Origin of the sequence: Micromonospora sp. NPDC001898 (genome assembly GCF_042891255.1) — a bacterium.
Taxonomy (GTDB): Bacteria; Actinomycetota; Actinomycetes; order Mycobacteriales; family Micromonosporaceae; genus Micromonospora.
Genome location: NZ_JBIATC010000027.1, coordinates 35,411 through 50,693, shown reverse-complemented (window position 1 = coordinate 50,693; position 15,283 = coordinate 35,411). Strand labels below are relative to the sequence as shown.

Genomic DNA, 15,283 nt, shown 5'->3' with positions numbered 1-15,283 from the left:
CGCCTCGCCACCGCCAGCCGCATAGCCCCACGAGCAGGACCTCTACCCCGCGGCCAAACCCACAACGGACATGCCCTTCCGAACCACCCTCTGAGAATCCAGGTCGGACCGCAAGTCGATGCCCGCGTGCAGATCCGCGCGGCACACGGCGTGTTGACGCTGCACGGCGTTGCTGTCTCCGTCAGCCTGTGCGGGCAGACCTCTACGGCGCGAGGCGTCGATGGTTGAGCGCGGATACTACGGAGATCTCCTCGACGACTTGCCTCACCCCGAGGCTGCACAGGTGCGGGTTTGCGTGCGTACGCTGCTACGCCGCCCGATCTTGCACATCAACGGCCGTGGAGCCGAGTTGCTCCCGCTGGTTTTCCGGCATCGGGACCGACTGCGACGACTGTTTGCCAACTATCTGGGCTATCGACTGACCGTGGAAGGGCGACTCGCCCGCCTGTACAAGAGCGCGGACGCCTGTGCCGGTCGCGGCCTGCCGAACTTCACCCCACGCGCCTACGCGTACCTGGCGTTGACATTGGCCGCACTCGTCGATACGGGCCGGCAGATACTGCTGTCACAGCTGATTGCCGACATACGCGGTGCCGCGGCCGAGGCCGGGATCGCTTTACGAGACGACTTGGTGGAGTTGCGGGCTCTGACCTCGGCATTGCGCTACCTGGTGGCCCTCGGAGTCCTTGAGGAGACCGAGGGCAGTGTTTCGGCAGTGCAGCAGCGCGGCGCGGCGGAAGCGCTGATCACCATCAACACCGATTTGCTCGGCCTCATCGTGCCGCGGATGCGAGCCGGCAGAGCGTCTGAATTCGGGGAGCCCGGCACGACCCCGAGACAACCTGCGGGCATCGTTGCGCGCCGACGATTGGTCGAAGACCCGGTCGTCCTCTACGTCGATCTCCCCGATGCCGAGGCGCGATACCTACGCGACCATCAGCGGCAAGAGGCGTACTGGCTGGAACGCTACGTCGGCCTGCAGGTCGAAACCCGGGCGGAAGGCATGGTCGCCATCGACCCCGACGAGTTCCTCACCGATCTTGCGTTTCCGGCGAGCTCGACCGTGTCGCGCATTGCGCTGCTGATCCTGGAACCGCTTATGGCCGCCTCGCCACCACGCGCCGACGGCTGTCATCAGGTCACGCCAGATCAAGTCACGCGGCTATGCCAGGAACTGGCTGCGCGCTACCCGTCTGCCTGGGCCAAACGCGACGTGAGCAATATCAATACCTTGGCAGTCCGAGTCATCGATCATCTGCTGGACGCCGGCGCGGCGCGGCTTGTCCGCGACGACCTGCTGCTGGTCCCAGCGGCTCACCGATGGCAACCACATGTTGAGGAAAGGGCGGCGACCGCCGAGATGCCACCGGATCTACACGAACCGCAGGCCACGCTGTTCGATGGCGAGGAGGCTGAATTGTGAACCTCCCAATGGGCCTAGACGGCGTTCAGCCGCCCTCTCGGTGGCAGTTGCATCGTAGCGGCATTCTCAACGTCTGGGAGTACGGCGTCCGCGAGTTTGACCTGTCGGGCGGACGGGCGGTCCTGCAGGGCAGCAACGGATCGGGCAAGTCACGAACCCTGGAACTCGCGCTGCCGTTCTGCCTGGACGGCGACCTGCGAAATCTGGGCGCAAAAGGCTACGACTCCGTGAGCGTGCGGCGGCTGATGCTCGATCATTACAACGGCGGCCCCAACCGTATCGGCTACAGCTGGATGGAACTGCGCCGAGTTCGCGATGACGGTGCCGAAGAATTCCTCAGTTGCGGGATCGGGATCAAGGCATCGAAGGCGACCGACGACATTGCCAACTCGTGGCGGTTTATCACCGAAGCTCGGGTCGGCATCGACTTCCGGCTTGCTACCGCTGAGAACACGCCGCTGGACATCGGGGAACTGAAGGACGCTATCGGCGCCCAAGCGGTGGTCACCGACCCAGACGCGTTCCGGTCCCGGGTCGCTGCCGCCGTCTACGGCATCGACGACCTACAGCGCTACGACGACCTCCTCCACCTGCAACGTACGTTGCGCAACCCCGACGTCGGGGTCAAGGCGGTCGCCGGGCAACTCGAGGAGTACCTCGGTGAAGCGCTGCCGCCGCTGGAGCCGGACATCCTCAACAGACTCGCGAACCAGTTCCAGGATCTCGAGGCCATCCGGGAGAACATCGAACGTCTTGGACAAGCGGACGAATCCCTATCGCGCTTCCTGGTCGACTACCGTGACTATCTGCAGTCAGCGCTGCGCGAGCGAGACACAAACCTCACCCAGGCACAGGAAGCCCTTGATGCCCATCGGACAGCGGCGTCACAACGTCAAGACGAACTCGGCATCCAGCAACGCAAGGCCGGCAAGGCGCAACGCAACATCGATGAGTTGGAACGTGCCGAACGGGAGCTGAAGGCACAGATCGATGAGCTCAAGGGCAGCGACGAATACAAGGACCATCGTGACCTAGCGGACAAACGCGCCACGGTCGCCGCCTTAAAACGTAACGCCAGCACCAGCTTGTCCAATGCCGCGGGTCATCGCAGCTCAGAGGAGCGCGCCTGTTCGACCGTCCTCGACGTCCTCAACGCGGCTCAACGTGCAGGCACCCAGGCTGCCGAAGAAGCCCACGCCGCGGCTGACCTGTTTGCTGACGTAGGGCTTGATCGACCTGTCATTCCAACCGTGCCCTCGGTACCCGAGCCCAGCACAGTAACCAGCACGGAGTACGTCCAAATCGCCGCGGAGCCCGATGGCGTACCCCAGTCTGTGCAGCGCTTGGCACCTCCAGCGTTCGATCTCGATGCACTGCGCAACGCCGTCGTGGAAGCACTCGCCCAGGCCGAGCGTGCCCGCGTCGTCGCTGAGCGTCGGAGCGCCGTCGCCGCCTCGCTGCTGCAGACAGCGGAGCGGCTCGACGGAGAGCTAGGCGAAATCGATAAACTTAAGGCGACGGCCGAGGAGGCTGCGGAGGCAGCCAGAGAGGCATCCGAGCGTCACGAACAGTGCCTTCGCACGCTCACAGCTGAAGCCGCAGCCTGGCTGAGGGGGCTTACTGCCTGGGCGGACAGTTGCCCTTCGACCGCGGCGCCATTGGCCGGCCGGCCGGCTGCTCCCACCACAGCCGAGCTCATCGACGAGCCGACTACGGTAACCCGCGGTGCACGCCTGCTGCACCTCGCCTGGATCGCGCCGGCGGTCGTTCAAGCTCGTTACGACGCGAGCGATGCCCGGACGCACTACGCGAGCCTGGAGGCCGAACAGGGCCGCCTCGACACCGAACTACAGGCGCTGCGGGCCGGCGGTGACGTTCTGCCGCCGCACCCGGAGCACCCTCGTGCCAGCCGGGCACGCCGGCCGGGAGCGCCGTTCTACCAGCTCGTCGACTTCCGTGCAGCACTATCACAAGACGAGCGCGGCGGCCTAGAAGGTGCGCTCCAAGCTAGTGGGTTGCTCGACGCTTGGGTGAACCCCGACGGCGGCCTCAGCGACCCCGACCTCAATGATCTGGTCGCGGTGGCGCTGACCGGCCCCCACCCGGCCGGCCATCTGCCGAACACGCTCACATCGGCGCTTGTCGCGGCTCCGCCAGCCCAATGCCAGGTCCCCATCGACGTTGTCGACAGATTGCTGGCCGCGGTCCTGCTCGACGACGGTCAGACCACAACGGACCAAATGGATGTGGCGGTATCCACGAGCGGTCGCTGGCGAGCCGGGAACCTGACAGGCGCCTGGCACAAGCTGTGCGCTGAGTACGTCGGCCCCAGCACCCGTGAAGCCACCCGCCAGCGGATGATCGCCGAACTCTCCGCGCAATACGCGGAGGTCACTCGCGAACTCTCAGCCGAACAAGTTCGGTGCGACAACCTCGCCGCAGCGGTTGCGACATGGGAACGCCACAGCGAACACTTTCCTGAGCCGGTCACGCTCGTCACGGCGCACGCCGAGGCTCGCATGGCCGAGGAAATACGAGATACAGCAGAGGAGCAGACCAAGGCGAAGATCAAAGTTCATGCCGAGGCATTCGCCCGCTGGCAAGCCGAGCGGGCCGTGCTGAGCCGAAACGCGGCGGAGTCCAACCTGCCCGCCGACACAAGCGCACTCGGGGCCAGGTGCATCGCGATCGGCCGTGCCATCGAGGCGTGTAAGCGACTGCACGGCGCTCTCGGTCAGTTGCAACCGGCCATCGTTGACATCGCTCGAGCCACTGCCAAATTCGAGGAGGCGGCAGCGAGTCGGGCGGAAGCAGAGCAGCAGGCAGGCGCGGCTCATGGCACGTACGCCGAGGCCACCAAGGCGCTTCAGATACTCGCGGAGAACGTGGGCGTCGCGGGCGACCAGCTCGAACGGACCCTCACCGGACTTGCCACCAAGCTTCAGAAGGCCCAGGCTGCCCTGCCCCTTCAGCGAACCGACCGACAACGTGCGGATCGCCAGATTGTGACACTGGAGACACTCATCGGGTTGGACCAGACTGCCGAGCAGGAGAAGCAAGGGGCAGTCACGGCAGCTGAGAAAGACTTCGATCGGGTAGCCATAGCGCCCGGCGTCTGGCTGGCCGCAACCGGGGAGTCTGATCGGCCGCCTGCGTCGCGGGAAGATGCGTTGCGCGTCGTGCACGGGTACGCCACAACAGCCGTCAATGAAGGCAACCTCGTCAACTCGCTGCAGCGCCTACAGGCCGCCCTACCGAACGGCCACGAAGCCCATGTCGACGCCGAGGTCGCTCCGCTGATCGTGCACGTGAGCGACGGTGAGCAGCATCGCCCGGTTGCCGATGCCGCCCGCCACACACACGAGCGGTTGCACGAGGACCAGCAGAAGCTCGACGACCGCTATCAGAAGATCTTTGAACGATTCTTGTTGCGTGACCTCGCCGAGCACCTACGCCGTCACATCGACGCCGCCGACGACCTCTGTCGCCGGATGAACACCATCCTGGCCGGCGCCCAGTCGAGCCAGGGCGTTCACGTCCAGCTCAGCTGGGCTCCCTCGCCCGCCCTGGATGACGCCACACGTCAAGCATTGGAGCTGGTCGGCAAGTCACTCGCGGTCCGAAACGAGGACCAGGACAACACGCTCCGCAAGGCGCTTCAGGACCGCATCGAAGCCGAACGGGACAAGCGTGACGTGCACTACGCCCAGGTGCTCGCATATGCCTTGGACTACCGAAGCTGGTACACCTTCACGGTGCGCGTGCAAGACTTCGGACCGGACGGCCGGTCTCGCAACCGCAGGCTGCGGCAACTTTCCTCAGGCGAAACCCGGCTGGTGTCCTACATGACCCTATTTGCAGCAGCGGCAGCCTTCTATGACGCCCTGACCACACCAGGCACACGACCATTACGCCTGGTCCTCCTCGACGAGGCATTCGAAAGACTAGACGACCCCACGATCACCCGGCTGCTTGAACTCCTCGCCGGAGAACTCGATATGGACTGGATCATCACCTGGCCCGGCGGCTCTGCCTTCTCACCGAAGATCAGTCGCATGCACATCTACGACGTCTTCAGGCCCAAGGGCGCGCCCGGCATCGCCTTCGTCCACACCACCTGGGATGGCGCGACCGCCGCGCGTCAGCAGCCGTGACGCCCCCGCTGCCGGAAGCCGTTCGGCATGCACTCGATCGGCCCGAACTCGCACTCTTGTGGCAGAGGATACGCAAGCAGCTCGAGCGCACCGACGCACAGCCCCGCGGGACCGTGAGGATTCCGATACCCGATCACCGCACCGCCTCCGAACTAGGGGCGATCCTCGGCCGACGACTCACCGGTCACATCGGCAAGAACACCCAGGTCGACCTGGGAAAGCTGGACCAAATCCTGCGAGCTGGACCGGCCCAGCTCAGCCTACCTGACGTCATCGTTGCGCTCACCGGAGAACAGCTCCTGCAAAAGCAGGTCCAACGGGCCACTCGCACCGCTGACAACCAGCAGGTCTGGCAGGAACTGCTCGACCTCATGGACGGCGTTCCGCAAATGGCCAGCGAACGGGCGCTGCTGGCAAAAAGTCCGGTCGGTCCAGTGCAACATCCACCGGACGACACGGCGGCAAGCACGACGTCATGGCAAGTGTACGAGCCGGCAATACGCGCGGCCTGCATCTGGTGGAGAGCCCACAATAACGGACGACGCATGGCAGCCAGACAACTGGCCGGCCTGGCCTTCCGAGACACAAAGAAGTGGACCGATCAACGCCGCGTCGCATTCGCCAACCTCGCGCAGCGCCGCTTCGACCAGGCGGTGGACGAGGCCGACATCCCGATCAAACTGAGTGGACCTCTCGTCTGGAAGTTCCAGGACACGATCGCCCACGCGGCCACCGCACGACCATGGATCGGTCTCCCCGCTCAAGGAATCCGTACGCTCGGATACATCGAATGCGACGCCAAAGGAATTCTTGTTGTGGAGAACATGGAGGCGTTCGAAAAGGTATGTCTATTGGACGGGATCACCGAGCGGTGGCTTTGCGTGTGGAACCAGGGAAACCCTAGCCGACGACTGATGAGGTTCCTGGCCGACCTCAATCTCATGGTCGCCGCGTGGTGCGACCTGGACGCATACGGCATACGGATGATCGCCAACCTGGAGAAAGGGCTCGGTCGCTCAGTGACCCCGGTTGGTATGTCCCTTGCCCTGTGGCGCGCTGGAACGAAACTACTACAGACCGATCAGCAACTCGCGTGGGCGCGAGACGTAGCGGCGAACTTTTCAACAGCAGGCCCAGTTTCATTGCGTGAGCTGGCCGTAGCAATCGCTGAAACCGGCGACTGCTGCGAACAAGAGACGCTGTACGAACAGGTCCTACCCACACTTGACGCCACCCTTCGTGCGTTCGAACAGAGCGCGCATGGCCTCGGAGAATCGCCTGCTGTCGCTCATGTATAAGGCGGTAATAGGGTTGGGGAGAATCGAGTAACTGCGGTTTAACCAATGTCCTCCGATCGCTGTTGGAGCCCAGCTTGCAGCTGCTTGTAGCCATCACCCCCAGCGCAGCGGGGCGGGCTTCGGCCTTTCTTGCGGACTCGCATCGATGCGAGCACGCCACGTCCCGACTGGCCTTGGTCAACGGCCGACCGGTCCCGACTCCGAGGTGCCGAAGAGTCACCATCCATGGCTGGCGCGGCACGGACCTGCCGCCAGCAACCGGGCGGAGGCGCTCGCATCCGTGCCTCCGACGCGTGGATCATTGGTCTGCCTCGCTTGATACCAGATCTGTCGATGGACGTGAGGTCCGAGCGAGGCAGGAAATCCTTGCCTGGTCGTGGGCCTCTGGGGAACCAGGCTCGCTTAACGGCAGCGAGACCTTGCCGCCCAAGGTCTGGTGTCGATCTCACCTCCACCGACGACGGTGCGCGGGCTGGCTGCGGGGGCCTGCTCGGGGTGGTCGGTGTCGAGCGGGGCGTGGCCGAGCTGGTCGGTCAGCGGCGCGGTGGCGCCGTGGTCGCCGGTCACGGGTAGCACTCCTGGGAGCAGATGGAGCCGATGTACCCCGTCAGCTCGGGGTGGTTCTGGAACCATTCCTGATGAGTGGGCAGACGCAGGTGGTCGAAGCGCAGGTGGAGCTGGTCCTCCCGTCGCTTGCGGGCGTACTTGCTGTCTTCCGCGATGACGTGCAGCAACTCCAGGCCGTGGGGGTTGCCGCCATGGAAGGGGCGCATCCGCTCGTACGGGTCGGTAGCCTCGCCGATCTTTATGAAGGGGCCGCTGGCGATGAAGTACACGCCGGCGTAGTGGTGCGGCAGGCCGGGGTTGCCGACGTAGCCGAAGACGGTCGACTCGGCTTCGATCATGGCTTCGGTCGGGTCGCCGTAGGTGCCGTAGCTGCGGATCTTTCGTCGGTACTGGGCGGTCAGCCGTTTCAGACCCTGGTATTCGCCGTAGGTGGTCATGGGTCACCGTGTCGGCTGGTGGTGAGGCTGTCAACCTTCACGTCGACCCTGTAGAAAATCTGGGTTTGCTGTATCCGGGTCTGGCGGAGCGCACCGAGCACGCGAGTGTGGCCGCGGAGTTCGTCGCGGTACTCCGCGACGTCGCGGTCGCGGTCAGTGCCGGCGGCCAGGGCCCCGGCGACCGCTGCCGCCTGCCACACGATCGCCAACTCGACCTCCCTCGCCGTGATCCGCCGTTCTAGTTTTCAAGGCTGCTTATTGCTTGCGAATCTCCGGTGGCGCGGACCGTGGCCAGGGCGGTCTGCGCGGTGGCCAGCCCGACTGGGAATCATCGCCGCCCCCGTGCGATGCCTGCCGGACCGGCACGGCTTTGGTCTTGACCGTCGGTTTCGGCTCTGGCTTGCTGGCTTGTCGCCAATGTCCTTGGTGGGCTTGAGGACTCGTACGTCGAGCATCCGGACACCGGTCGGCCCTTGCTGTTGGTCGTAACGGCAATCTGAGCGAACACCGTGCGCAGGAGCCGGGCGTCAAGGTCGGCGATCCGGTAATGACCGAGGTGAGGGATGAGGATGTTGTCAACGTCGCGGGTGTAGTGGAAGCGGGTGGTGGGCCGGATCCTGGTGCGGTTGTCGAGCCAGTGCCGCAGCCACCGTTCCACGGTCCAGCCCTGCGCGGTGCGGTCCGCGTCAGTGGTGGTCAGCCATTCGTCACGGGCGCGGCAGGCGGCAGCCTGCGACGGGTAGCCGCCCCGGCGGGCCCTTCTGGCCGACCGAGCAGGTTAGGGGCGGAGCAGTGGAAGTACCAGGATCCGTGCCCGCCCTCGCCGAGCCGGGGGCATGACTGCTCGAGCCGTCGCCGGCTGGCGTCGCGGCACCCGCACCGCTTGAAGATCACACCATAGCTCGACCGCATGACCGCCGCCTTTCGTCGATCCGTCCTGCGGCTCAGCATGGCGGTGTTCGGAACAGCGGCTCATCACCCGAAAGAGCGACACTGACTCTGCCGCAGTGGCGGCAGAGTCGCGAGTACCAGGGCTTGGACCTGTTCGAAGCCCCGCAGGGCGCATTTCGATAGACGTCCGGTCGGCACCGGCGGCGGCGAAGTCCGGGTCGGTGGATGCCATCCACGGCCGGCGGCTCGGTAAGAATTTTGGGGTGAGTCGAGGAAGAGCCTACGGAGCGGACTACTCATCGGTGAACGCGAGCCGGGTGCGGAGGCGGTTGAAGTGGCTGTACGGGATGGTCTTGTCGTGCTGAAGGCGGCCGACGACGATGCCGGGATGGACACCGGCTTCCTTCGCTAGAGCGACGGCCTGCGCTTGGGAACGGACAGTGGCCAGGCGGCTGTCGAACGATCGAGGTAGCAGGACCCGGCCGGCGAAGTCGTCTGCTTCGAGTTCCATGGCGTTGTCGGTGCCGGGGCGGTCGATGCCGTCAACGATGGTGAACCTTCTGCGGTCATGCAGAAGGACGTGTGCTGCCTCGTGGAAGAACGTGAACCAGAAGATGTCCGCCCAGCGGTGCCGGACGCTGAGCTGGATGAGTGGTCGTTCGCTGGGAAGCCAGCGAACGGCGCCGTTGATGCGGGCGCCGACGATCTCGCGTTCGACGACGAGTGCGACGCCGGCGTCAGCGCACAGGGATTCGAGTTGCGCCAGCCAGATCTGGGGGTCCTCGATGTTGGTGAGGGCGCGTATGCGGGGGAGGTGGTCACGGAACCGGCTGCGGTCGAATGGTGGTAGGTCGGCTCGGTCGGCCCGGATCTCGCCGATGCGCAGCCACGCGGCGAGCGCGCCGTAGTCGACGTCGAAGGCGCGGGACTGCCGATAGGCGGTCGGTACCGCCCAGACCTGGTGCCACGCGTCCGGTGAGGCGACCTTGAAGAAGGCAAGGACCTCGCGCAGCCGTTCGACCGGCGACGTGTCGCTGCGGACGAAGCCTCTGCGGATGAGTTCCGCGACCGGGAGCTGGTTCAGCCAGTCGACGTGCGCCTGCAGCCGGGTGGTTTCCTCCAGCCGGGTCTGCGCCACCTGGTAGGCCGCCTCCAGCCCGGTCCACACCTGCGCGGCCACGCCGGTGACCAGTTCAAGCCTCACGGCCGTCTCGGCGCTCAGCGTCGCCGTGCCGAGCACGATCTGGTTGATGTGCTTGGTGGACAACCCGGTCCGCCGCGCCAGGTCGGCCTGGCTCATGCCGCGTTCGGTGAGGACCTCGACCAGCGTCTCGCCGGGCGGGACCGCGTAGTCGGGCCGGAACCGCCGGGTGTTACCGGTGTTTGTCATCGGCGAGTCCTTCCCGCTAGTTGATCGCTGACGGAGAGCACACGCACGGTGCCAGCGCCGTCGGACGTCCGGTCGTCGAGGGCGAACCGGATGACCGCCACGTTGCCAACGTTGATCATCCATGTTTCGTCCGTCGCGTCGCGGCGCAGGCCGCCCGGAAGTGCGCGCAGCGCCTCGACGGTCGGAGCGGCCTCGATCTGCAAGAGCCTGCGGCCGACCGCCATCCCGCCCGCCGCCCCCCAGCGCGCCGTCAGCTTGGCTGCCCGGCTGCACAACTCGGCGGTCTCGTTGTCGCCGAACCAGATGTCCATTACCCCGGACTCTAGCGTTTCATGCACGGGTCACCTCTACGCAACTGTTTCATAGACCTATCTGGTGCATGAAACGGTCTGGCCGTGAAGTATCGTGAGAGCAAGGTCGACAACAGGCTCGGCCCGAGACGGAGGCACGCAGGTGGCGGAGCGGGTACGGCCAGTGAGCGGCGATCGGTTCCAGATCCTGTCGCTGGACGGGGGCGGGCTGCGGGGGATGTTCTCGGCCGCGGTCCTGGCGGGTCTCGAGGAAGACCTCGACATCCGCATCGTCGACCACTTCGACCTGATCGCCGGAACGTCGACCGGCGGGATCATCGCGCTGGGCCTGGGGTTGGGGCTCACCCCGCGGGAGATCCTGCAGTTCTACACCGACCACGGCTCGCGGATCTTCCGCGACCGCAGCCGGCTGCGCGGCGTGCGGCACCTGCTGCGCGCCAAGTACGCCGCCGAGCCGCTGCGCACCGCGCTGACCGAGGTCCTCGGCGAGCGCACCTTCGGGCAGAGCACCAAGCGGCTGCTGATCACCTCGTACAACATCGGCGCGGACGACGTCTACCTGTTCCGCACCCCGCACCTGCCGACGCTGAAGCGGGACTGGCGTGAGCGTGCGGTCGACGTCGCGATGGCCACCGCCGCCGCGCCGACCTACCTGCCCGGCATGCCGCTGGGCGGTGCGCGGCTCGTCGACGGCGGTATCTGGGCGAACAACCCGGCGATGGTCGCGCTGACCGAAGCGGTCGGCCCGCTCGGCGTGCCGCTGGAGCAGATCCGGGTGTTCAGCCTCGGCACCACGACTGACCGGCGGCACCGCAGCCGCCGCCTCGACCGGGGCGGCCTGTTCCCCTGGGCGCGCGACGCGGTCGAAGTCCTCATGCGCGCCCAGAGCGAGAGCGCCGCCAAGCAGGTCCGCCACTTCCTGGGCAAGGACAACGTCCTGCGGCTCAACCCGACCGTGCCGACCGGCGCGCTCGCCCTGGACAAGGTCGACGCCGACGCCCTGATCGGCCTCGCTGGGCACCACAGCCGCGACGCATCACCGGCCTTCACCCGCTGCTTCGCCGACCACACCGCGCCGGCGTACGTCCCGCACTACCTGGGCCGGAAGGACTGACCCGTGCACACCGTGGAACAGATGGACACCATGGAGGAGATGCTGTCGATACTGCTCGACGGCGCCGTCGAAACCCTCGACATCTCCCCGCATCTGTACCAGCTCGCCGTCGACAAGTACGAGGAGGTCGGCACCTGGCTGGCCGAGCACGGCACCCCGGACTGGCGCATCTACCCGCAGGGCTCGTTCCGGCTCGGCACCGTCGTGCGGCCGAATACCCCGACCGGGGAGTACGACATCGACCTGGTGTGCTGGCTGCCGATCGCCAAGGAGTCCACCACCCAGGCCGAACTGAAAGAGCGCGTCGGGCGCATGCTGCACGCCTTCGTGCGGTTCAAGCACCGCCAAGGCCACGGTGACGGCCCCGCCAGCTGCGTGTCCACCCGCCGCTGCTGGACCCTGAGCTACCCCGACGACGGCTTCCACCTCGACGTCCTGCCCACCATCCCGGACGCCGACCTGCCGCCCACCGGCATCCTGCTCACCGACAAGCAACTGCGGCTGTGGCAGCACTCCAACCCGATCGGCTACGCCACCTGGTTCCAGCAGCAGTCGCAGCTCGATCGCCGTCTCGTCGAGGCGAAGCGGCACGCGAACGTCGCCGACGTGCCCGACTGGCAGGTGCGCAGCACCCTGCAGCGGGCCGTGCAGATCCTCAAGTGGCACGCCATGCTGTACTTCGCCAACGACACCGACCACCGGCCCCCGTCGATCCTCATCACCACCCTCGCCGCCCGGGCCTACCTCGGCGAGTCCGACCTCTTCACCGCCACCCGCGCCGTCATAGACCGGATGAACGCGTACGTCCAGAACCGCCACGGCCAGTTCTGGGTGTCCAACCCGGCGCACGAGGACGAGAACTTCGCCGACAAGTGGAACGAGTATCCGGAGCGGCGCAAAGCCTTCCTCCGCTGGCACAACGACCTCGCTGTGCTGCTCGACGAGCTCGTGCATCTGCAGCACAAGGGACTCCCGGCCCTCGCCGCCCGGATGTCGGAGAGCTTCACCGCCGACGCCGTGCAACGCTCCTTCCAGCGGCTTGCCGAGCGCCGAACCGCCGAGGTCAAGACCGGCAAGTTGCACATGGCCACCGGCGGCCTGCTCACCACGACCGCGTCCGGGCCGCGCGTCCCACGACACACATTCCATGGCCAGCATCCCCACCCGCGCGGTTAACCTCACCAGGCAGCTCGTCGCGATCACCACCGTGCTGCCTGACGCCGAAGGCGCCGTCCGCGGCGGCGAGCTCACCTGCACCGTCCGGCTTCAGCCGTCGCCGGCCAGCCGGACCTACACCGTGCGCCTGACCTACCGGCACGGACTCCGTCCCAAGGTCACCGTCATCTACCCTCCCGTGCTGGAGTTGCACCCAGAGGCGGAGGCGCTCCCGCACGTCTACCCCGGCGACGAGCTGTGCTTGTACTACCCGGGTGAGTGGAAACACCGCATGCTCCTGGCGACGACGATCCTGCCCTGGACCACCGAATGGCTCTTGCACTACGAGCTGTGGCTCATCATCGGGTATTGGGCGGGCGGCGGCGATACTCACGCGACCGAAGGGGCAGTGCACTACCGACCGAACCGTGGCGCCTGACCGTCGACGTGTGGACAGGCCCGCCGGGCTCGGGAGACGCAACCATAAGCCGCCTACGGATGGGTGATGTCCTTGCCGGACGCCTTGTCGGTGAAGGTTCGCTCGACGGCGATGCCGTCGAGTTGCCGGACGGTGTTCTGGTCCACTGTGCTGACCCTGACGTACCCGACCCGCATTGCCTGACCCCTTCCGCACCTCGAAATGTCAGGCTGGACTCTAAGGCCCCGCCGGACAAGCGTCATGAAATGCGGCGAGGAACCCTATCCTGACGCTGTTGACCGCTTCGGTCGGGTGTGGTGTTGGGGTGTACCTCAAGCTGACATCGGCTATGCGTTGTGGCCTCGGACGAGTTCGTCCGGGGCTCGGCCGTTCATGACGCACCTGCCACCGTGCCGACGTTGCTCAGCTAGCCCGTCACGGTAGCCCGAAGGCGTGGATGGAGCCGACTTCGACGATCATCCTGTCGAAGGGGTAGTGGGCGAAGGCTTGCGGCAAGACGTAGTGCGTCCAGAGGTGCCGTTGGTCGGCGAGGCCAATGAAGTTGAAGTCTCGCGCGAGCTGGCAGGCGCGATGGAGCCTCGCCGACGCGGAGGAAGGCGCAGGGGAGAACAGCGTGCCGATCTCCATCAGCTCGGGGGAGTTCAGCAGGATTTCGCGCGGTACGTACGCCCGCACTCCGCCGCGGCCTCGGCCGGCGTCGAAGTCGAGCTCGATCAGGTCTTTCACGGCGTACCCGAAGGTGAACGCCGCCATCTCGTCGAGGTCGAGCGGATGCGGATAGCCAGGATAATCGGTGCGCGACAGGAGACCGTTGACCTTGAAGGACAGCGCCCGGTTCAGGATCGTGCGGATCTCGGCGTCGGTGTAACGCGCGGCATGCGCGGCACGAGCCAGCCGGACCAGCTCAGGGCCAAGCCTTCCCGACCGTCCCTTTGCCATCCGGACCGGACGCAGGATCTGCTTCTTCACGTCGTCGTCCGAAATGTCGAAGGCCGAACGTCGGGCGAGTTCGGCGGTGAGCCAGTCGGTCAGCAACGGTACTTCGACGTGTACGGACTCGACGACCCCGGATAGTTCGAATGCGACGTCGTCGCCGAGCATGGGGTCCCAGTCAGCGACGAACATGTGCCCGGCGGCCTCGTCGGGCTTCGGGCGGGCGACGACGGCCGCCGTGTCGGCTGGTGGGGGCTCTGGGGCGGAGGTGTTATCGCTGGGTTCGTCTTGCGATGGCCCCGATGGCTGATCGCACGAGTGCATCAGCTGGGTGACCCGATTGGCGATCTTGTACCGATCCTCGCCACAGGCCAGCGCCAGCATTTGCGCGACCGAGAGGACGTCATCCAGGGCCGCCGGCCCACCTCGGGAGATGATCCGGTGGATCACGTCCTTCTTCGGTGAACCGTCGAGGCGGTCATCGCCGGCGATCCGCTTCTCCAGGTCCTCCAGCGCTGGCCTGCCCGCTTTTTCGCGCAGGTCGTAGAGCAGATCGCGGACATCCCGCTGCGGCCCGGCGTCGAGCTCAGGGCGGGCCAGCTCCCGCGGGCGGCGCACCGGAGCGCGCTTGGCGGCCGCCGCAGACGGGCGGTGCACTCGTCGGGACTTGTCGGCATCCATCGCCGACCGATGATGCCCCACCGCTACTGGCTATGGGACTGCGGGCTCCCCGTCGGCACTCAGGTCAACCCCTCCGGGATGGCACGAGTCTGAGAACGCAAGCCGGCGCCGGCTCCGCTCTCGTCTCTAACACCAGGGAGCATTCGATGACCCAATCCCCGCAAAATCCCGACGGCCCCCAGCCGCGCCGCACCCGGATCACCCTCGCCGTGATCACCGGCGTCCTCGCTGGCACCACCCGCGCCCTGGCCGACTGGCTCCTCGACCATCTCGCTACCGGCAACTAACCGGATGCCTGACGGGATCCCGCGCTGTACCGGCCGGATCCCGCCCCACTCACCGCGTGCAGAGGAGTACAGACATCCGTGCAGACGACTTCGGAAATCGACAACGAGGATGACCGCTCACCGCACCCAGAGCACCAACCCGAGACCGACACCCACAAGGCGCTCAAAGAGCGTAAGGCCCGCACGTGGGAGTCCGTCGGCGG

14 protein-coding genes and 1 pseudogene are annotated in these 15,283 nt (G+C 66.2%); 7 read left to right on the top strand and 8 right to left on the bottom strand.

The window, feature by feature from the left end; all coding sequences use genetic code 11:
* Positions 1-295: 295 nt before the first annotated feature.
* The 3 genes from ACFYZF_RS28830 to ACFYZF_RS28820 all read left to right on the top strand — a co-directional run bounded on the left by ACFYZF_RS28830 (position 296) and on the right by ACFYZF_RS28820 (position 6,875).
* A complete protein-coding gene (locus ACFYZF_RS28830; protein ID WP_387026033.1) occupies positions 296-1,423 on the top strand; it encodes a TIGR02678 family protein in 1,128 nt (375 codons plus the stop codon).
* Positions 1,420-5,577, top strand: a complete 4,158-nt coding sequence (locus ACFYZF_RS28825; RefSeq protein ID WP_387026031.1) for a TIGR02680 family protein — start codon at positions 1,420-1,422, stop codon at positions 5,575-5,577. The genes ACFYZF_RS28830 and ACFYZF_RS28825 overlap by 4 nt, the downstream gene beginning before the upstream one ends.
* 113 nt (positions 5,578-5,690) lie before the next feature.
* On the top strand, positions 5,691-6,875 hold the full coding sequence (locus ACFYZF_RS28820) for a Wadjet anti-phage system protein JetD domain-containing protein (RefSeq protein WP_387026029.1): 1,185 nt from the start codon (positions 5,691-5,693) through the stop codon (positions 6,873-6,875).
* Between the two features lie 402 nt (positions 6,876-7,277).
* Here ACFYZF_RS28820 and ACFYZF_RS28815 read toward each other — a convergent pair whose 3' ends face one another.
* From ACFYZF_RS28815 to ACFYZF_RS28790, 6 genes are all read right to left on the bottom strand, one after another.
* The gene (locus ACFYZF_RS28815; RefSeq protein ID WP_387026028.1) at positions 7,278-7,442 is read right to left on the bottom strand and encodes a hypothetical protein; all 165 of its coding nucleotides are present in this window, start codon (positions 7,440-7,442) and stop codon (positions 7,278-7,280) included.
* On the bottom strand, positions 7,439-7,879 hold the full coding sequence (locus ACFYZF_RS28810) for a GIY-YIG nuclease family protein (protein WP_387026026.1): 441 nt from the start codon (positions 7,877-7,879) through the stop codon (positions 7,439-7,441). Before ACFYZF_RS28810 ends, ACFYZF_RS28815 begins: the two co-directional genes overlap by 4 nt.
* Positions 7,876-8,088, bottom strand: a complete 213-nt coding sequence (locus ACFYZF_RS28805) for a hypothetical protein (RefSeq protein WP_387026024.1) — start codon at positions 8,086-8,088, stop codon at positions 7,876-7,878. The genes ACFYZF_RS28810 and ACFYZF_RS28805 overlap by 4 nt, the downstream gene beginning before the upstream one ends.
* Before the next feature lie 119 nt (positions 8,089-8,207).
* Complete coding sequence (locus ACFYZF_RS28800; RefSeq protein WP_387026022.1) at positions 8,208-8,537, bottom strand: hypothetical protein; 330 nt, start codon at positions 8,535-8,537, stop codon at positions 8,208-8,210.
* Positions 8,538-9,062: 525 nt separating this feature from the next.
* Positions 9,063-10,160 carry a HigA family addiction module antitoxin gene (locus ACFYZF_RS28795; RefSeq protein ID WP_387026020.1) on the bottom strand — a complete coding sequence of 366 codons (1,098 nt, stop codon included), beginning with the start codon at positions 10,158-10,160 and terminating at the stop codon, positions 9,063-9,065.
* Positions 10,157-10,471 (bottom strand): hypothetical protein, encoded by a 315-nt coding sequence (locus tag ACFYZF_RS28790; RefSeq protein ID WP_387026018.1) that lies wholly within the window; start codon positions 10,469-10,471, stop codon positions 10,157-10,159. The genes ACFYZF_RS28795 and ACFYZF_RS28790 overlap by 4 nt, the downstream gene beginning before the upstream one ends.
* Positions 10,472-10,634: 163 nt before the next feature.
* Between ACFYZF_RS28790 and ACFYZF_RS28785 the strand changes: the two genes are divergently transcribed.
* From ACFYZF_RS28785 to ACFYZF_RS28775, 3 genes are read left to right on the top strand one after another with little or no spacing between them, the layout of a single operon-like run.
* On the top strand, positions 10,635-11,585 hold the full coding sequence (locus ACFYZF_RS28785) for a CBASS cGAMP-activated phospholipase (protein WP_387026016.1): 951 nt from the start codon (positions 10,635-10,637) through the stop codon (positions 11,583-11,585).
* A gap of 3 nt (positions 11,586-11,588) precedes the next feature.
* Positions 11,589-12,761, top strand: coding sequence for a cyclic GMP-AMP synthase DncV-like nucleotidyltransferase (locus ACFYZF_RS28780; RefSeq protein ID WP_387026014.1), 1,173 nt, complete (start codon positions 11,589-11,591; stop codon positions 12,759-12,761).
* The gene (locus tag ACFYZF_RS28775; protein WP_387026012.1) at positions 12,733-13,179 is read left to right on the top strand and encodes a hypothetical protein; all 447 of its coding nucleotides are present in this window, start codon (positions 12,733-12,735) and stop codon (positions 13,177-13,179) included. The genes ACFYZF_RS28780 and ACFYZF_RS28775 overlap by 29 nt, the downstream gene beginning before the upstream one ends.
* A gap of 56 nt (positions 13,180-13,235) precedes the next feature.
* Here the strand turns inward: ACFYZF_RS28775 and ACFYZF_RS28770 are convergent.
* A pseudogene (locus tag ACFYZF_RS28770) lies at positions 13,236-13,355 on the bottom strand (recombinase family protein); the annotation flags it as partial.
* A gap of 238 nt (positions 13,356-13,593) precedes the next feature.
* Positions 13,594-14,793, bottom strand: coding sequence for a hypothetical protein (locus ACFYZF_RS28765; RefSeq protein ID WP_387026010.1), 1,200 nt, complete (start codon positions 14,791-14,793; stop codon positions 13,594-13,596).
* 146 nt (positions 14,794-14,939) lie between these two features.
* Between ACFYZF_RS28765 and ACFYZF_RS28760 the strand changes: the two genes are divergently transcribed.
* Positions 14,940-15,080, top strand: coding sequence for a hypothetical protein (locus ACFYZF_RS28760; RefSeq protein ID WP_387026008.1), 141 nt, complete (start codon positions 14,940-14,942; stop codon positions 15,078-15,080).
* Positions 15,081-15,283: the final 203 nt, after the last annotated feature.